Annotated in this window: 13 protein-coding genes; 3 read left to right on the plus strand and 10 right to left on the minus strand. The window is 67.7% G+C overall.

Annotated elements, in window-relative coordinates; translation table 11 throughout:
- Positions 1 to 132: 132 nt before the first annotated feature.
- Together E6J58_11325 and E6J58_11330 are read right to left on the minus strand one after the other, a co-directional pair.
- A complete protein-coding gene (locus tag E6J58_11325; GenBank protein TMB37589.1) occupies positions 133 to 3,210 on the minus strand; it encodes a hypothetical protein in 3,078 nt (1,025 codons plus the stop codon).
- Positions 3,211 to 3,295: 85 nt separating this feature from the next.
- Positions 3,296 to 4,984, minus strand: a complete 1,689-nt coding sequence (locus E6J58_11330) for a methylmalonyl-CoA mutase (protein ID TMB37590.1) — start codon at positions 4,982 to 4,984, stop codon at positions 3,296 to 3,298.
- A gap of 115 nt (positions 4,985 to 5,099) precedes the next feature.
- Between E6J58_11330 and E6J58_11335 the strand changes: the two genes are divergently transcribed.
- Entirely contained in the window at positions 5,100 to 5,657 is a 558-nt protein-coding gene (locus E6J58_11335) for a glutathione S-transferase family protein (protein TMB37591.1), read from the plus strand.
- A gap of 233 nt (positions 5,658 to 5,890) precedes the next feature.
- Positions 5,891 to 6,262 carry a hypothetical protein gene (locus tag E6J58_11340; protein ID TMB37592.1) on the plus strand — a complete coding sequence of 124 codons (372 nt, stop codon included), beginning with the start codon at positions 5,891 to 5,893 and terminating at the stop codon, positions 6,260 to 6,262.
- A 780-nt stretch (positions 6,263 to 7,042) separates the two neighbouring features.
- On the opposite strand, the gene E6J58_11345 is transcribed toward E6J58_11340, so the two are convergent.
- The 8 genes from E6J58_11345 to E6J58_11380 form a co-directional block, all read right to left on the minus strand.
- Complete coding sequence (locus E6J58_11345) at positions 7,043 to 7,717, minus strand: tetratricopeptide repeat protein (GenBank protein TMB37593.1); 675 nt, start codon at positions 7,715 to 7,717, stop codon at positions 7,043 to 7,045.
- A 63-nt stretch (positions 7,718 to 7,780) separates the two neighbouring features.
- A complete protein-coding gene (locus E6J58_11350) occupies positions 7,781 to 8,926 on the minus strand; it encodes an acyl-CoA dehydrogenase (GenBank protein TMB37594.1) in 1,146 nt (381 codons plus the stop codon).
- Positions 8,919 to 9,350 (minus strand): hypothetical protein, encoded by a 432-nt coding sequence (locus E6J58_11355; GenBank protein ID TMB37595.1) that lies wholly within the window; start codon positions 9,348 to 9,350, stop codon positions 8,919 to 8,921. Before E6J58_11355 ends, E6J58_11350 begins: the two co-directional genes overlap by 8 nt.
- 77 nt (positions 9,351 to 9,427) lie before the next feature.
- A complete protein-coding gene (locus tag E6J58_11360) occupies positions 9,428 to 10,567 on the minus strand; it encodes an acyl-CoA dehydrogenase (protein TMB37596.1) in 1,140 nt (379 codons plus the stop codon).
- 106 nt (positions 10,568 to 10,673) lie between these two features.
- Positions 10,674 to 10,814: a YHS domain-containing protein gene (locus tag E6J58_11365; GenBank protein ID TMB37604.1), complete on the minus strand. Its 141-nt coding sequence runs from the start codon at positions 10,812 to 10,814 to the stop codon at positions 10,674 to 10,676.
- 146 nt (positions 10,815 to 10,960) lie between these two features.
- Complete coding sequence (locus E6J58_11370; protein TMB37597.1) at positions 10,961 to 12,115, minus strand: acyl-CoA dehydrogenase; 1,155 nt, start codon at positions 12,113 to 12,115, stop codon at positions 10,961 to 10,963.
- A gap of 4 nt (positions 12,116 to 12,119) precedes the next feature.
- Entirely contained in the window at positions 12,120 to 12,893 is a 774-nt protein-coding gene (locus tag E6J58_11375; GenBank protein ID TMB37598.1) for an enoyl-CoA hydratase/isomerase family protein, read from the minus strand.
- 2 nt (positions 12,894 to 12,895) lie between these two features.
- Entirely contained in the window at positions 12,896 to 13,741 is an 846-nt protein-coding gene (locus E6J58_11380; GenBank protein ID TMB37599.1) for a 3-hydroxybutyryl-CoA dehydrogenase, read from the minus strand.
- Between the two features lie 73 nt (positions 13,742 to 13,814).
- On the opposite strand from E6J58_11380, the gene E6J58_11385 reads away from it, so the two are divergent.
- The coding region (locus E6J58_11385) for a HAMP domain-containing histidine kinase (protein ID TMB37600.1) at positions 13,815 to 15,454 on the plus strand (1,640 nt) is incomplete at its 3' end.

Genomic DNA, 15,454 nt, shown 5'->3' on the forward strand with positions numbered 1-15,454 from the left:
TAGTCGCGCGAATCCAGCGGCGCACGAAAGCATCGGTAGCTACAGAAAACGTAGTACCGCCACTTTCTGGCGCCTATTGGTGACGATCGCGACCATTGCACCCGGGAAAGGGCGGCGCAGGGGTCGAACCGCTCATCGCTTCAGCGTGAAGTCGCGGAACCAGATGCCGGCCAGGTCCGTCCACATCCCCGCTGCTCCCGCCGCCGTGATGGCTGAGGCTGAGGAATCGTTCACGATCACTTTCGCTACCCCGTTCGCCGAGCCCACGAGCTTCACCGGGTTCGAACCGGTCACGGACAAACCGATGGTCGCCCACCATCCCAGGTCCGCAATCCCGCTCGGCGCTTGCCCGAGCACCGTCACGGTCGCGCCGTTGTGGCGCCTGACTTGCAGCGTGCCGTTCGCAAGCAGCGCAACGTCGTAGCGGTCGTTCGAGGATTGCTGGCGCAGGTCGAGCTCCGCTACTCCCGCCGAGAAGTTGATCACCTGCGCAGACACGCTGCAGTCGGCGCAGGAGAGATTCTGCACCACCGCCTGGTCGCTGCCGTCCAGGTCCGATTCGGCCCGCGGAGTAGTCGCGCTGGTGTGCCACGATCCGGAAACGACACGCCAGTTCGAGCCGAGCCCGCTGGTGCGATTGAAGTTGTCCGAGAAGATGACGGTCGGCGGACCCGCATCCGGGGGGCCGGCATCAGGAGGCCCAGCGTCCGGCGGACCAGCATCAGGAGGTCCTGCGTCAGGCGGACCCGCATCAGGAGGCCCAGCGTCCGGCGGACCAGCATCAGGAGATCCTGCGTCAGGCGGACCCGCATCGGGAGGCCCGGCGTCGGGCGTGCCGCCGTCGGAGCCGCCAGCCGGCGCTCCGTTCACGGTAAAGTTGCCGAACCAGATTCCCGCGAGATTGGTCCAGATCCCCGCGGTTCCGGCGGTGGTGATCCTCGAGGCCGACGAGTCGTTCACGATCACTTTTGTGACGCCGTTCGCCGAAGCGACGAGGTTCACGGGGTTCGACCCCGTAGCCTGAAGGCCAATGGTCGCCCAGTCGTTGAGCGTGGCGATTCCGCTTGGCGCCTCGCTGAGCACGGTGATCGTCGCTCCGTTATGGCGCCTCACCTGGAGGTTGCCGTTGGCAAGCAGCGCGACGTCGTAGCGGTCGTTCGAGGGTTGCTGGCGCAGATCGAGCTCCGCCACCCCTGCCGAGAAGTTGAGGACCCTCGCGGAAACGCTGCAGTCGTCGCAGGAGAGGTTCTGCACCACGGCCTGATCGGTGCCGTCCAGGTCCGATTCGGCCCGCGGAGTGGTCGCGCTGGTGTGCCACGATCCGGAAATGACACGCCAGTTGGAGCCGAGGCCGGTGGTGCGGTTGAAGTCGTCGAAGAACAGCTGCCCTGACGGTGGCGGCGGAGGAGGCGGTGGCGGGGGAGGCGCCGACTTCACGCCGAACGCTGCGACGCGGTCCGTCCCAACGAACACGACGCCCCGGGCCGCGACCGGGTGGTAGTACTTGCCGCCGACTTGCAGCTGCGACGAGGTGCTGGCGAAGAGCAACCGCATCGTGAGCGCGTCGATCGCGTACAGCGTCGGATGTGCCGCAATCGTGGCAATCAGGTTGCCCGACCGGTTGATGTTGGTGTCGATCATCCAGACGATCGGGTTCGAAGAACCGTTGCTGGTCACGATGGGCGACCCGGGATTCCTGAACGTCAGCGACGTCTCGTAGGCGTCGAGGCGCAGATACGCGGGCTGACCGGGCGTGGTCACCACCTTCACCCGGGCCAGGCCCGGAGGCTGCGGTTCCGAGCAGGAGACGCACGTCTTCGTGGTTCCCGTGAAGAACAGGTAGTTCGTCCCGTCGGCTGCGCGGAAGAACGCCGGCGTCGTCCGCGACTTCGCGAAATCGACGTTATTGTACAGGTCGGAATAGGGGCCGAAGATATTCAGCGGTCCCCGGGTGTTGCCGTAATACGACCGCAGGTCGGGACCGAAGAGCGATCCGTCCGCGGGAGCGGACGTCGGGTTGGCGCGGTTGCAGTTCGGACGGCGCGCCAGTCCGCCGGTGAGGTTGTCCCGATTGAGCAGGTAGAGGTTGCCCTGCTTGCCCCCCAAGGCAATCAAATGCGTCGTGCTGGTCTGACTGGCGTCGAGGTCCGGCAGGAGAATCGGCGCGCCGCCCGCCAGATCGACGTCGTTCTCGTCGAGCTGGCAGTGGTTCCACGGCGTATACGTGGCCTGCAGCCTGAGCGGCAGCGAGGGCGCGAACGCCAGCAGCGACTCGCCCCAGTAGTTGTCGAGCGGACCGGCCGGCCCATTGCCGGTGGTCACGTAGACGACACCGTTCGGTCCGATCGCGGCGCCGCCGTCCCCCCACATTCCGGAGTTCGCAGTCGTCCCGGTCCAAGGCCCGCCGGTAAAGGCGCTGGCGAGCCGCGGCGTCCCCGAGCTCTTGCCAGTGTCGACCGCAACCAGCCACCCTCCTCCGCCGTCCGTATAGGACCCGAATCCCAGATACAGGAGCGTTCCGTCCGGGCTGAGGTTGAGCCCCGCGCGCTGCGACATCCTGTCCGTCGACTGGAACGTCGCCGGGCCGTTGACGTTGAGCGGAGTGACGGTCGCGCTATTCAGCGCCAGCGGCCAGCCGCTCAAGATCGCGCCGCTGCCGAGGTTGATGGCGAACACACGCCAGCTCCGGCTCGGGCTGGTGGTATCGGCGGTGACGTAGAGGCGGGGAGGCGATGCGGAAAGGTCCGCGATCGGGGTGGCGATGGCGCCCACGGGCACGCTGTCGGGACCGGGCGAAGGCGGTCCCAGCGTCGTTCGCCAGAGGATCGTTCCCGCCGGGACGGTGCCGACCGGAAATGCGCTGACGGCGTAGACGAAGCCGTTGCTGGTCGCGGCGATGACGACGCTGAAGTGCTGGCCCGCACCCGTGCCGGAGGTGATGGCAAGATCGTCGATGTACAGCGGCGAGGCGTACATGTGCGGCGCATACGTCGCGCCGCCGACGACCGCGCTGTCGAACGCAGGAGAATCCCACAGCTTTCCGAAGTTGCCCCCCGAGACCGCCGCGGGCGTGAGCGCGCTTTCCACCGCGTTCCAGCCGGTGCGCTGTTTGTTGCCGTGGAAGGTCAGCTGATCGAAAGCGGGATCGGCGGAAGCCGCACCGGCAAGACACAGAGCGGCCGCCAGCGCTCGCGGGAACGGGGGGGGCATTTGGCCGCACGGTCATCACGCGGGCGAGCGGACGCAAGTGCATGCGCACGTGTCTGTCGTTTTCGGAATGTCGCAAACGATACAGCTAGAAGCTGCCCTTCTCCCGGTATGCTCCCCATACCTTCCGGAAGACGTCGCAGACCTCGCCGAGCGTGCAGTACGCCTTCACCGCATCCAGCACCGGATGCATGAGGTTCTTGTCCCCGCGGCAGGCGTCTTCGACAGCGCGCAGCTTTTCCTGCACCTCGCGCTGCGACCGGTTTCGCTTCACGGAGTTGAGGCGCTCCACCTGGTGGTGCACGAGCTCGTCATCGATCTTCAGCGTGGGGATCGGCTCGTCGCGCTCCTTGCGGAAGGAGTTGACGCCGACGATCTTCCGCTCGCCGGAGTCGACCTCCCGCTGCCACTGATAGGCGCTGTCGGCGATCTCGCGCTGCGGATAACCCTCTTCGATCGCGCGGATGATGCCGCCGTACCGCTCGATCTTCGCGAGAATCTCCATCGCCCGCTTCTCGGTCTCGTCGGTGAGGTACTCGACGAAGTACGACCCCGCCAGGGGGTCGACGACGCGATCGACGCCGCTCTCGTGGGCGAGGATCTGCTGCGTGCGCAGCGCGATGGTGACTGCGTCCTCGGTGGGAAGCGCGTACGTCTCGTCGAGGGAATTGGTGTGGAGCGACTGGGTACCGCCGAGGACCGCGGCGAGCGCCTGCAGCGCGACCCTCACCACGTTGTTGTACGGCTGCTGGGCCGTCAGCGCGACGCCGGCGGTCTGCGCGTGCGTCCGCAGCGTCATGCTGATGGCCTTCTTCGCCCCGAACCGATCGCGCATCACCCGCGCATAGATCCGCCGCGCCGCGCGGAACTTGGCGATCTCCTCGAAGAAGTCGTTGTGCACGTCCCAGAAGAAGCTGAGCCGGGGCGCGAAGTCGTCGACGTCCATGCCGCGCTTCACGCACTCCTCCACGTAGCCGAACCCGTCGGCCAGGGTGAAGGCCAGCTCCTGGATCGCCGTCGCTCCCGCTTCGCGGATGTGGTAGCCGCTGATGGAGACCGGATGCCACCGGGGCATGTGCTTCGCGGTGTACTCGATCATGTCCACCACCACGCGCGTAGCCGGGCGCGGCCCCACCACCCACTCCTTCTGGGCGATGTACTCCTTGAGCACGTCGTTCTGGATGGTGCCGCCGAGCTTGTCCTGCGAGACACCCTGCTTCTCGGCCACCGCGATGTACGCGCAGAGCGCGAAGATCGCGCTGGCGTTGATGGTCATGCTGGTGGTGACGCGATCGAGCGGAATCCCACTGAACAGGACCTCGAAGTCCTTCAGCGTGGAGACGGCGACGCCTTCCCTGCCGACTTCGCCGCGCGACATCGCGTGGTCGGCGTCGTAGCCCATCAGCGCCGGCATGTCGAAAGCGGTGCTGAGGCCGGTGACACCATGCTCGAGCAGGTACTTGAAGCGCTGGTTGGTATCCTCCGGGGTGCCGAATCCCGCGAACTGGCGCATGGTCCACAGCCGGCCGCGGTACATGGTCGGCTGCGGGCCGCGGGTATAGGGAAACTGGCCGGGGAAGCCGAGATCGCGCTCGTACTTGTCGACTTCCGCGTCGCTCGGCTCGGCGACGTCCGAGGGGATCATCAGATCGGGGATGGGAATCCCCGAGTCGGTGTGGAATTCCGGACGGCGCACGGGGCTCTTCTGCGCGGCGCGCGCGAGCTCGGTCTTTCGCCATTCCTGTCGCGCTGCTTCGAGGCGGTCCTTGGCCTTCATGAGCGCGAGATAACACGGGCAGGCCCGCCGTGCGACCCGGCGGACGCGCTGGCGTGCGCTCGTCCCTGCGCCGACCGGTCGACGCCGTGCGGCACCTGTTGGTAACTTGACGTGCATGCTGGAGATTCACGGCAAGAAGGACTGCCCTTTCGCCTGGCGCGTGCGCCTCACCGCGCGGCAGAAGGCGGTCGACTTCGATTGGCTGCCGTACGACGTCCCCGTCCCGGATCCGCGGACGGCGGAACACAATCCGGAGCGGAAGTCGCCGCTGCTCTGGGAGGACGGGTTCTCCCTTGCCGAATCCGTCATCGTCGCTCAGTACCTGGATGAGTCGCGCGAGGGCCGTCGTCTGATGCCCGCAAACGCGAGGGACCGGGCGCGGGCGCGCCTGCTTCTGGCCACGGTCGTGGCGAAACTCGAGGTTACGCCGAGCCATGCGGAATCGCGCGCCGCCGCCGTCGAGAAAGCGCGCCGGGGGCAGGCGGCGCTCGACCGGGCGCTCTCCGACGGCCGTGCCTATCTCGGCGGAGACTCTCCGTCCCTCCCGGACTTGATGCTCTGGCCGTTCCTCGCCCTGCAGGAACGGGACGGCGTTCCCCCGCAACCGGCCCGGGCCGCGGAATACTGGCGGCGCGTCAAGGACGTACCGGAACTCGTCGCCACGCGCCCCTGAGGCCGCCTCAGAACCTGCAAGCGGTCGGGGAGGTGCACTTGCACACGCCCGACACGCAAGACCACCCGACGCCATTGTCGGCGGCGCAGTTGACGCATTCGGCTCCGCAGCAGGCGTTCGTGTTCCCGACGCAGACGCCGCCGCTGAGGATGTAGCCGCCGTCGCACGCGCTGCCGCAGCTCGTTCCGTTGCAGGTCGCGTGCGCGTGGGGATCGGCCGGCGCGGAACAGGGCGTGCAGCTCGTTCCGCATGAGCTCGTGCTCGTGTTCGAGATGCAGGCGTTGTCGCAGGCGTGCGTCCCTGCCCCGCAGCTCGAGCACACTCCGGCCGCGCAGAGATGGCTGGCGCAATCCACCGGCACGGTGCAGTTCTGGCCGTCGGCGCACGGGCGTCCTTGCGTCACGCAGATCCCCCCGCAATCGACGCCGGTCTCGTCCTGGTTGCGGATCGAGTCCGTGCAGGAGTCCGGCACGCAGGATCCGCCGCCGACGTGGAACCCGGCTCTGCAGGAAACGAATACGCAGGTCCCACCGCTGCAGATTCCGATGCCGTTCGCGTACACCGTGGTGCAGTCGACGCAGCCCGACCCGCAGCAGGTGCTCTGATTGGAGACGCAGACATTTCCAACCTGCACGTACTCGGAATCGCAAGCGGTCAGCGTGCAAGCGCCCGCCGCGCATGCGCCGGTGCCATGGCTGAATGCGGTCGTGCAGTCGGCACAGGCGAACCCGCAACATTGGTTGGTGTCCGCGGCGCACGAGGACCCGGTCACGTGAAACCCGCTTCCGCAGGTGAAGCCACACACGTTTCGTCCGCAGGACGCCGTCCCGTTGACGACGGCGGCGCAGTCCGCGCCTGTGGAACAGCGGGCACCCGGCGCGCACTTTGTCGCGCACGTACCGCCACAGTCTATGTCGCTCTCGTCCCCGTCCCGGATCCGATCGGTACACGACGGTGCGCACGAGCCGTTGGTGCAGATGCCGCTGATGCAGCTCGTCGCCCCATTGCAACCGGCGCCGAATCCGCATTTCGCCGGGCAGCTTCCGCCGCAGTCGACGTCGGTCTCGTCGCCGTCCTTCAACCCATTCGAGCAGGCGCTCGCGGCGCACGCACCGTCCAGGCAGATCCCGCTCGTGCAGTCGCGCGCCACGGCGCAGGCGATCCCGTTCGCACATCTCTGCGGACAGCTACCGCCGCAGTCGACGCCCGTCTCCGCTCCGTTCCGGACGCCGTCGCCGCAGGTGGCCTCCAGGCAGGTGCCGCGAATGCAGGACAGCCCTGCGCCGCAAGGGTTGTTCGCGTCATCGCAGATGGAGGCGGGAGACGCGCCGCAGCCCGCGAGCAGCAGGAGGAACGCGCAGGCGAGGATGCTGCGGAGGCTCATCTCAGAAGGCGAACCAGAAACCGGCTCCCGCGGCGGCGGCCACCGCGGAAACGACGTACAGCACGGTAGCGCGCGACCGCCTCGATTCCGCTTCGCTGCGCAGGCGCGCGTCGTCCGTCGGTGAGACGGTGCCCTGCTGATGCAGCTGCGCCAGCTGGTTCGTGGCGGAGCGAGCTCCCAGGCTCTCCGCGACCGCCACCGCCAGCAGCGCGCCGGCGGTGCCTCCCGCGACCATCGCGGGCCAGCGAACGTGCGACGCGACCTGTGGCCCCGGCATCGCCGCGGGCAGCGCCGCCGGGGGCGCTGGTCGCGCCGAGCTTTCCCTTCGCAGCGCCTCTTCGACTTGCTGGAGCAGGTCCTGCGCGATCGGCGCGCTGCGGTTCTCGGGATCCGCACGCAGGAACGATCCGTAGAGCGATGCGGCCTTGCGGAGATCGCCGAGCTTGCGGTGGCACTGGGCGATGTTGAAGAGCAGCGCCGGCGCGGCCTTCGCCTCGTAGGCGGATTCGAACAGCTGCCTCGCGTCGGCGAAATGCCCCAGGTCGTACTGCCGCTGGCCTTTCTCGTAGAGCGAGCGCGCCAACTCGACGGCGGGATCGGGCTGTGCCAGAGCGACGCCCGGCCGCGACAGCGCGACGGCTGCGATCAGGATCGCGGGCAGGCTGCGGCGCGCCATCGAATACCCTCGCAAGGGAACCCGACGCTAACACGAGGGGTCGGCCGGCCCGAAAGGCGATTCTCAGCCGGCGAGGAGGTGGCGGGCGATGACGATCCGCTGGATCTCGCTCGAGCCCTCGTAGATGGTGGTGATCCGCACGTCGCGGTAATGCCGCTCCACCGGGAACTCTCCGATGTAGCCGTAACCACCGTGCACCTGCACCGCCGCGTCGCATGCCTTGTTCGCCTTTTCGCTGGCGAACAGCTTGGCCATGGCCGCTTCGCGCGCGAAAGGCTTTCCCGCTTCCTTCACCGCTGCAGCCCGGAGCGCCAGCAGCCGCGCAGCATCCAGCTCCGTCGCCGCGTCGGCGAGCGCGAATCGGATCCCCTGGTAGGTCGCGATCGGCTGACCGAAGGCTTTGCGCTCCTGCGCGTAGCGGACGGCCGATTCCAATGCCGCCGTGCCGATTCCGATGGCTTGGCAGGCGATGCCGATCCGCCCGGAATCGAGGCCGGCGAGCGCGATGGAAAAGCCGCGGCCGTCCGGCCCCAGCATCGCGCTCGCCGGCACGCGCACATCCTCGAAGGCCAGCGAGACGGTGCTCGAAGCGCGCAGCCCCATCTTGTCCTCGTGGCGGCCCACGTGGAGCCCTTTGGCTCCGCCTTCCACGAGAAAGCAGCTGATGCCCTTCGGCCCTTCGACGCCGGTGCGCGCCCAGACGATGATCACTCCCGCCTCATCCCCCGAGGTGATCCACTGCTTGCTGCCGTTGATCACGTAATCATCGCCGTCGCGGCGGGCGGCGGTGCGCAGCGCGCCCGCATCGGAACCCGCGTGGGGTTCGGAGAGGCCGAAACTCGCCGCGATGAAACGGCCGGAAGTGATCTCGGGCAGGTACCGGCGCTTCTGCGCGTCGCTGCCGAATCGATTGATGGTCTCGGCGACCAGGTTGTTCACCGCCATGGTCACCGCCGTGGAGGCGCAACCCTGGGCGATCTCCATCATCGCGAGCGCATACGCGACCGCGCCGGCGTGCGCGCCGCCATATTCCTCGGGGATGTTGACGCCCATCATCCCCAGCTCGGCGAGCTCGGCGATCTGCTGGCGAGGAAAGCGCCCTTCGCGGTCGAGGCGGGCAGCAAGGGGCGCCAACGTCTTCTGGGCGTAATTGCGGGCGGTATCGCGGACCAGCGCCTGCGCTTCGGTGAGCTCGAAAAGCCTACTCATTCACCGCCGATGTAGCAGGCGGGGCGCTGGGACGCGAGTACACTTTGTACATCTTCTCGAATTCGGAGGCGAAGTCGGGCAGGCGCTTCCGCAGGACGGCGCGGTCGATCAGGACGCCGTCGATCGTGACCAGCTGGAACTCGCGGGCAACGGCAAACCCTTTCTCGGTGATGCTCCAGCGGGCGTGGCCGTCTTCGCGCAAGACGCCCAGCCGGACGAAGTCGTTGAGGGCGCGCGCAAGGAAGGTGTGCCAGCGGGCCAACCTGCGCTCGAGCGGGTTCGACTCCCAGTCGCGGGCGCTGAGCGGAACGATGTCGCGGATGTGCACGTAGATGTCGCTGATGCCGGCGTTGCCGCCGCCGAACAACAGCGCCGAAAGGAGGGGCGCGCAGAACGTCTGCCGGGGCGTGAGATGCTCGGACATGTCGGCCCCCGTGCCCCAGCCGTCTTTCGGTACTGCACCCTGAATGACCATCTGAGCCCCCCAGGCCCTGGTCGCGGCTACTTCAAGATCGCGTTCGAGATCACCATCCGCTGGATCTCGGATGTCCCCTCGTAGATTTCGGTGATGCGCGCGTCGCGGAAATGACGCTCGACGTCGAGCTCCTTCGAGTAGCCCATCCCGCCGTGGATCTGGACGGCCTTGTCGGCGGCGCGGTTGGCGGCCTCGCTGGCGTACAGCTTTGCCATGCTCGACTCCCGCGAGTGGCGGAGACCGGCATCCTTCAAGGATGCGGCGCGCAGCGTGAGCAGCCGCGCGGCCTCCAGCTCGGTGAGCATGTCCGCCAGCATGAACTGGATGGCCTGGTGCTGGGCGATGGGGACGTCGAAGGTCTTGCGCACCTTCGCGTAGTCGCGCGCTTCCTCGAATGCCGCCATGCCGATACCGATGGCCTGCGCGGCGATGCCGATGCGCCCGCCGTCCAGCGTGCTCATCGCGATCTTGAACCCCTCGCCCTCCTGCCCGAGGCGGTTCTCGAGAGGCACTTCCATGTTCTCGAAGAAGATGGTGCAGGAGGGACTGGCACAGATGCCCAGCTTCTCGTCGGCCTTCTGGGCGAGGAAGCCGGGCGTCCCCGTGTCGACGACGAAGGCGGTGATGCCCTTCGTGCCCTTGCTCAGGTCGGTCATCGTGAAGAGGACGATGGCGTCGGCGACGGGGCCGTTGGTGATCCAGTTCTTGGTTCCATTGATGACGTATCTGTCGCCGCGCCGGACGGCGGTGGTGCGCTGCTCTGCGGCGTCGCTGCCTGCCTGAGGCTCGGTGAGCCCGAAGCAGCCGAGCTTCTCCCCGGCGGCGAATGGCTTCAGCCATCTTTCCTTCTGGAGCTCTGTGCCGTACTTGAGGACCGGATCGCAGTAGAGGGAATTGTTCACGCTGAGCGTCACGCCCACCGAGGCGCAGCCGCGCGAGATCTCCTCGATGGCGAGGGCGTAGGCGACGTTGTCCATCCCCGCGCCGCCCCATTCGCTGGGGACCGCGACGCCGCCGAGCCCGAGCTCAAAGGCTTTCTTCACCGTCTCGGCCGGGTACTTGTGCTCGCGATCCCACCGCTTGGCGTTGGGCTTCAGCTCGCGGTCCGCGAATTCGCGGCAGGTCTCCCGCAGAAGCCTCTGCTCTTCGGTCAACTCGATTTCCATGTTGCGAGGCTCTCGAAGCGTGGAGGGAAAGCGGGTCTTTGATGCTACACGCGCCCCGGGGGCGGAGCAAATGGCCGCTGCCGCACCGAAAGGTGCGGCTCATCGGTCATCTGACCGACCTTTTTGCGTACTTCGCCGGATCCTTGTCGAAATCCGGCTTGCAGTCGGGGCAGCAGAACGCGTAGACGCGACCCTCGTACGTCGCGAACTCGGTTTCCGGCCCGACCCGGAAAACGTCTCCGGACACTGGACACTTCGCCCACGTCCCTCGCGCCGGCTGCTTCTCGAACGACGTCGGCGCGTCGCGGTGCTCTCCCTTGCGCGCATGGTTCGCAGGGTGTTCGTGGGCGATGGCCGGTACGGCCGCCAAAGCCAGCGCGAGGAGCAGCGCCTTCACTGGGCTCCAGCCTGCGCCAGCAGATTGCGGGCGATCACCATGCGCTGGATCTGCGAGGTTCCCTCGTAGATCTGGAGCAGCTTGGCGTCCCGCATCAATTTCTCGACGGGATATTCCTTGGTGTAACCATATCCGCCGAAGATCTGGACGGCGTCGGTCGCCACCGCCATGGCCGAGTCGGCACCGAACGCCTTGGCGTACGACGACTCGATCGCGTCCAGCTTCCCTTGCCCGATGCTCCAGGAGGCCTTCAGCATCAAGAGCCGGGTCGCCTCGTACTTCATCGCCATGTCGGCGAGCATGAACTGCACCGCCTGGAACTGCGCGATGGGCTGGCCGAACGCCTTGCGCTCCAGCGCGTACCGGCGGCTCTCGTCGAGCGCGCGCCGCATGATCCCGCAGGCCCCGGCGGCGATCCACGGGCGGCTGCGATCGAAGGTCTTCATCGCGATCTTGAAACCCTGGCCCTCGTCGCCGACCAGGTTCGCCCGGGTGAGCTTGACGTCCTCGAGGATCACGTCGGAGGTGTCGCTCGCGCGCTGCCCGAGCTTGTCCTCCTTGCGGCCTACCGAGACGCCGGGGGCATCGCGCGGCACGACGAAGCAGGTGATCCCCTTGTGCCGGTCGCGCGGCTCGCCGATGCGGCCGAAGATCGTGTACCACGCGGCGAAGCGGGCGTTGGTGATCCAGCGCTTCTGGCCGGTCATCACGTACTCGTCGCCCACCTTTCTCACCGTGGTGCGCATGCCGGCCACGTCGCTGCCCGCGTCCGGCTCGGAGCAGGCGTATGCCGCGAAGATCGGGGCGTCGGTCAGCATTCCCAGCCATTTCTTCTGCTGCTCCTGGGTGCCCGCGAGCATGATCGGCATGGCGGCCAGGTTGTTGCCGAACATCGTGGTGCCGATGCCCGCGCAGCCGTAGTTCACCTCCTCCGCCATCAGGACGTGATCGAGGGTGGAGAGCCCCAGGCCGCCGACTTCCTGCGGAAGCTCCACGTTCATCAGGCCGATCTCCCAGGCCTGCTCGCAGATCTCCTTCGGGAAGGTGCCGTGCTCGTCCAGCTTCCCCGCGACGGGGATGATCTTCTCCCGCGTGAACTTGCGGGCGGTGTCCACCAGGCGTTCCTGCTCGTCGGTCAGCTTGAAATCCATTTCCTCATCTTCCTGTGAATTTGGCGGGTCGCTTCTCCACGAAGGCGCGCATGCCTTCGCGGCGGTCCTCAGTATCGAACAAGAGAGCGAACGACTCTGCTTCCTGGCGGTTCGCAGCCCGCAGCGTCATGTCGTAGCCGCGCTCCACGAGGCGCTTGGCACGCCCCACGGCCAATGGCCCCTTTTCGGCGATCTTGCCTGCGACGGTGCGGCAGTGTTCGAGGAGCTTCTCGCGCGGCAAGACGGCGTTGACCAGGCCCATCTCGAGGGCGCGCTTCGCGTCCACCCAGTCGCCCGTGAAGATCATCTCCTTGGCGCGCAGCTTGCCCACCAGCCGGACCAATCGCTGCGTCCCGCCGAAGCCCGGACAGACGCCAAGGGTCACTTCCGGCAGACCCAGCCGGGCGTTCTCGCTGGCAAAGATCATGTCGCAGGCCACCGCCAGCTCGAGGCCTCCGCCCAGCGCGTAGCCGTTCACCGCCGCGATGGTGGCGGAGGGGATGTCCTCGATCAGCGCGGTGAGCACGTGGCCCAGCTCGCTGAACTCGCGGGCCCGCCACGGTCCCATCGGAACCATCTCCGCGATGTCCGCGCCGGCGACGAAGGCGCGCTCGCCGGCCCCGGTGAGGATGATGACGCGGGAGTCGGCGCATTCACGGACCGCCTGCGTCAGCTCGCGGAGCGTCTGCGAGTTCAGCGCGTTGAGCGCCTTCGGCCGGTTGACGGTGATGGTCGAGATGGACGGCTCGTGCTCGACCAGGATGTTCTCGTAGGCCATGGTCAATACCTGTAGAAGCCGTGCTTCGTCTTCCGCCCGAGCCAGCCCGCGTCGACGTACTGCCGCAGCAGGGGCGCGGGCCGGTACTTGTCCTCGCCGAGCCCGCGATGCAGCACCTCGGCGATGGAGAGGCAGGTGTCGAGCCCGATGAAGTCCGCCAGGGCGAGAGGGCCCATCGGGACGTTGGTGCCGAGCTTCATCGCAGTGTCGATGTCCTCCGCGGACGCCAGCCCTTCCTGGAGCGCGAAACAGGCCTCGTTCAGCATCGGGATGAGGATGCGGTTGACGATGAATCCCGGCATGTCTTTCGACAGCACGGTGATCTTTCCCATCCGCTCCGCCAGCGCGCGCGTGGTCGCGTAGGTTGCATCGCTCGTCTGCGTACCGCGGATGATCTCGACGAGCTGCATGACCGGCACCGGGTTCATGAAGTGCATCCCGATCACGCGCTCCGGGTTGGGGACGGTCGTCGCGATGCGCGTGATGGGAATGGACGACGTATTCGTGGCCAGTACGGCGTCCCGGGGCATGGCCCGGGCGAGGCCGGCAAAGACCTTCTTCTTCACCTCCTCGTTTTCCGTCACCGCCTCCACCGCGTACTGCGCCGCCCGGGCATCCTCCAACGCGCCGGCTTTCAGGCGCGAAATGGTTGCCTGGGCCTCCTCGCCCTTGAGCTTTCCCTTGCCCACCGCCTTGTCGAGCTGGCCGCGGATGCCGGCGAGTCCCTTCTGGACCAGGTCGGGGGCGACGTCGATCAGGATGACGTCGATGCCGCTCTGCGCCGCGACCTGCGCAATCCCCGCGCCCATCTGCCCGGCGCCCACCACCGCCAGCGTCTTGACATCCAAGGTCGGACTCCTGCGAAGAGGGGCCGGAATAAGCCAGCTTAGGATGCGGAGTCAAATGCGGTAACTTCGTCGTGTGGAGCAGCGCGTCTGCCAGGGAATCGTCGACGATGCGGCCGCGATCTGCGGGGCGCTGGTGGCGGAGCTGCGCCTCCGCGGGGACCTGCTGGACGGCAACGGCGCGACCGCGAAGCTGGTGCAGGCGGCGGTCGGGGGGACGTTGGCAACGCCGCGGGCGCGGCGCGAGGCCACGGCGCGCGGTCTTCAAGAGCTGGTCTCCTCCGGCGCGCTGGCCGATGCGGCGGGCGTCGAGCGGAGCGTCCATCTCGCGAGGTGTCCTCCTCAAGTTGCGCATGCCCTCGACCTCGGGCGCCTGGCGCCCTCCGAGCTCTGGTGCGCCGACGTTCCGCTCAGCGTAGAGAGCGACGCGGCGGGAATGCTCCGGCTCGTGCTGGACAAGGAGCCGCGGCGGTCGTTGCTGCGAGCGCTGCGTGGCGTCGGGCACGAGGCCTCCCTGCAGCTCGCACAGGAACGTGGCCGCCAGCGGGCACTCGCCGATCTGGCGCGCGCGCGCCAGAACCTGGGCGCTCTGGCCGCCGCCGCCGCCCGCCTGAGGCGGGAGACGGAGCGCCGCGACGTGCTGCACGCCATCGCCGACGAGCTGCGCAAGCTCGGATTCGAGAGCGCGCTGCTGCTCGCCGGTCCCGAGGGAGTGACGCTCGCGCACATGTCGCACAAGCGGGCGGTGATCGACGAGGCGATGAAGCTGATCGGGATCCGCAGGATGAGCGAGCTCCTGCCCATCGATCCCGCGAAGTCGCCGTTGCTCGACACCCTCCTCAAGTCGCCCGAGCCGGTCGTGGAAGTACGCTCGCACCAGCTCTTGCGCGCCATCTGGGGAAGGCGGGCATCGGAGCCGGCGCGGGAGCGACTCATCGACCTCCTTCGCCTGTCGCACGTCGTTGCCGCCCCGCTCCGCGGAGCGGGCGACCACGCCTTGGGCATCCTCCTCGCCGCCCCCCAGGAAGGCACAGAGGCGGACCTGGGCGTGCTCAGCTCGTTCGCGCTCCAGGCGGCCCTCGCTCTCGAGCGAACGGTGATGCGCGAGCGGATGCGCGAGCAGGCGGCGATGATCGAGGACGCCGTCGAGGAACGCACGCGCGTCCTCCGCGAGGCCAACGCGCGGCTCCAGGAGGCGGATCGGCGCAAGGACAACTTCCTCGCCAACGTCTCCCACGAGCTGCGTTCGCCCCTGGTGACGATGATCGGTTACACCGAGCTGCTGCTGGCGGAGAAGATGGGCCAGGTGAACGAGCGCCAGCGGCAGTGCCTGCAGGTGGCGCGCTCCTCGGGAAAGCGGCTGCGCATGTTCATCGAGGAGCTGCTCGACTTCTCCCGCTTCGAGCTGACGCGCGAGTCGATGACCTTCCAGCCCTTCGATCTGCGCGAGGCCGTCACCCAGGCGCTCGCGGGCCTCGCGCCACGTTTCCTCGAGCGCCGCCTCAACGTGCGCCAGCGCGTTCCGCACGACGCGCCGCCGGTCCTCGGCGACCGCGACCGGATCCTGCAGGTCCTCAGCAATCTCTTGTCGAACGCCGAGCGCCACTGCCGCGACGGCGGCAAGGTCGTCCTCTCCGCCCAGCAGCGCCGCGGCTTCATGGTGGTGTCCGTACAGGACAACGGCACGGGAATCCCGGCCGCGCACATGGCGAAGAT

The organism is Deltaproteobacteria bacterium (genome assembly GCA_005879535.1).
GTDB lineage: Bacteria > Myxococcota > Myxococcia > Myxococcales > 40CM-4-68-19 > 40CM-4-68-19.

What these genes read in the sequence shown, in the direction of transcription:
- E6J58_11350 (TMB37594.1), bottom strand. Translation starts at nt 8,926, where the DNA reads ATGAGTAGGCTTTTCGAGCTCACCGAAGCGCAGGCGCTGGTCCGCGAT.
- E6J58_11375 (TMB37598.1), bottom strand. Translation starts at nt 12,893, where the DNA reads ATGGCCTACGAGAACATCCTGGTCGAGCACGAGCCGTCCATCTCGACC.
- E6J58_11370 (TMB37597.1), bottom strand. Translation starts at nt 12,115, where the DNA reads ATGGATTTCAAGCTGACCGACGAGCAGGAACGCCTGGTGGACACCGCC.
- E6J58_11325 (TMB37589.1), bottom strand. Translation starts at nt 3,210, where the DNA reads ATGCCCCCCCCGTTCCCGCGAGCGCTGGCGGCCGCTCTGTGTCTTGCC.
- E6J58_11355 (TMB37595.1), bottom strand. Translation starts at nt 9,350, where the DNA reads ATGTCCGAGCATCTCACGCCCCGGCAGACGTTCTGCGCGCCCCTCCTT.
- E6J58_11345 (TMB37593.1), bottom strand. Translation starts at nt 7,717, where the DNA reads ATGGCGCGCCGCAGCCTGCCCGCGATCCTGATCGCAGCCGTCGCGCTG.
- E6J58_11335 (TMB37591.1), top strand. Translation starts at nt 5,100, where the DNA reads ATGCTGGAGATTCACGGCAAGAAGGACTGCCCTTTCGCCTGGCGCGTG.
- E6J58_11330 (TMB37590.1), bottom strand. Translation starts at nt 4,984, where the DNA reads ATGAAGGCCAAGGACCGCCTCGAAGCAGCGCGACAGGAATGGCGAAAG.
- E6J58_11360 (TMB37596.1), bottom strand. Translation starts at nt 10,567, where the DNA reads ATGGAAATCGAGTTGACCGAAGAGCAGAGGCTTCTGCGGGAGACCTGC.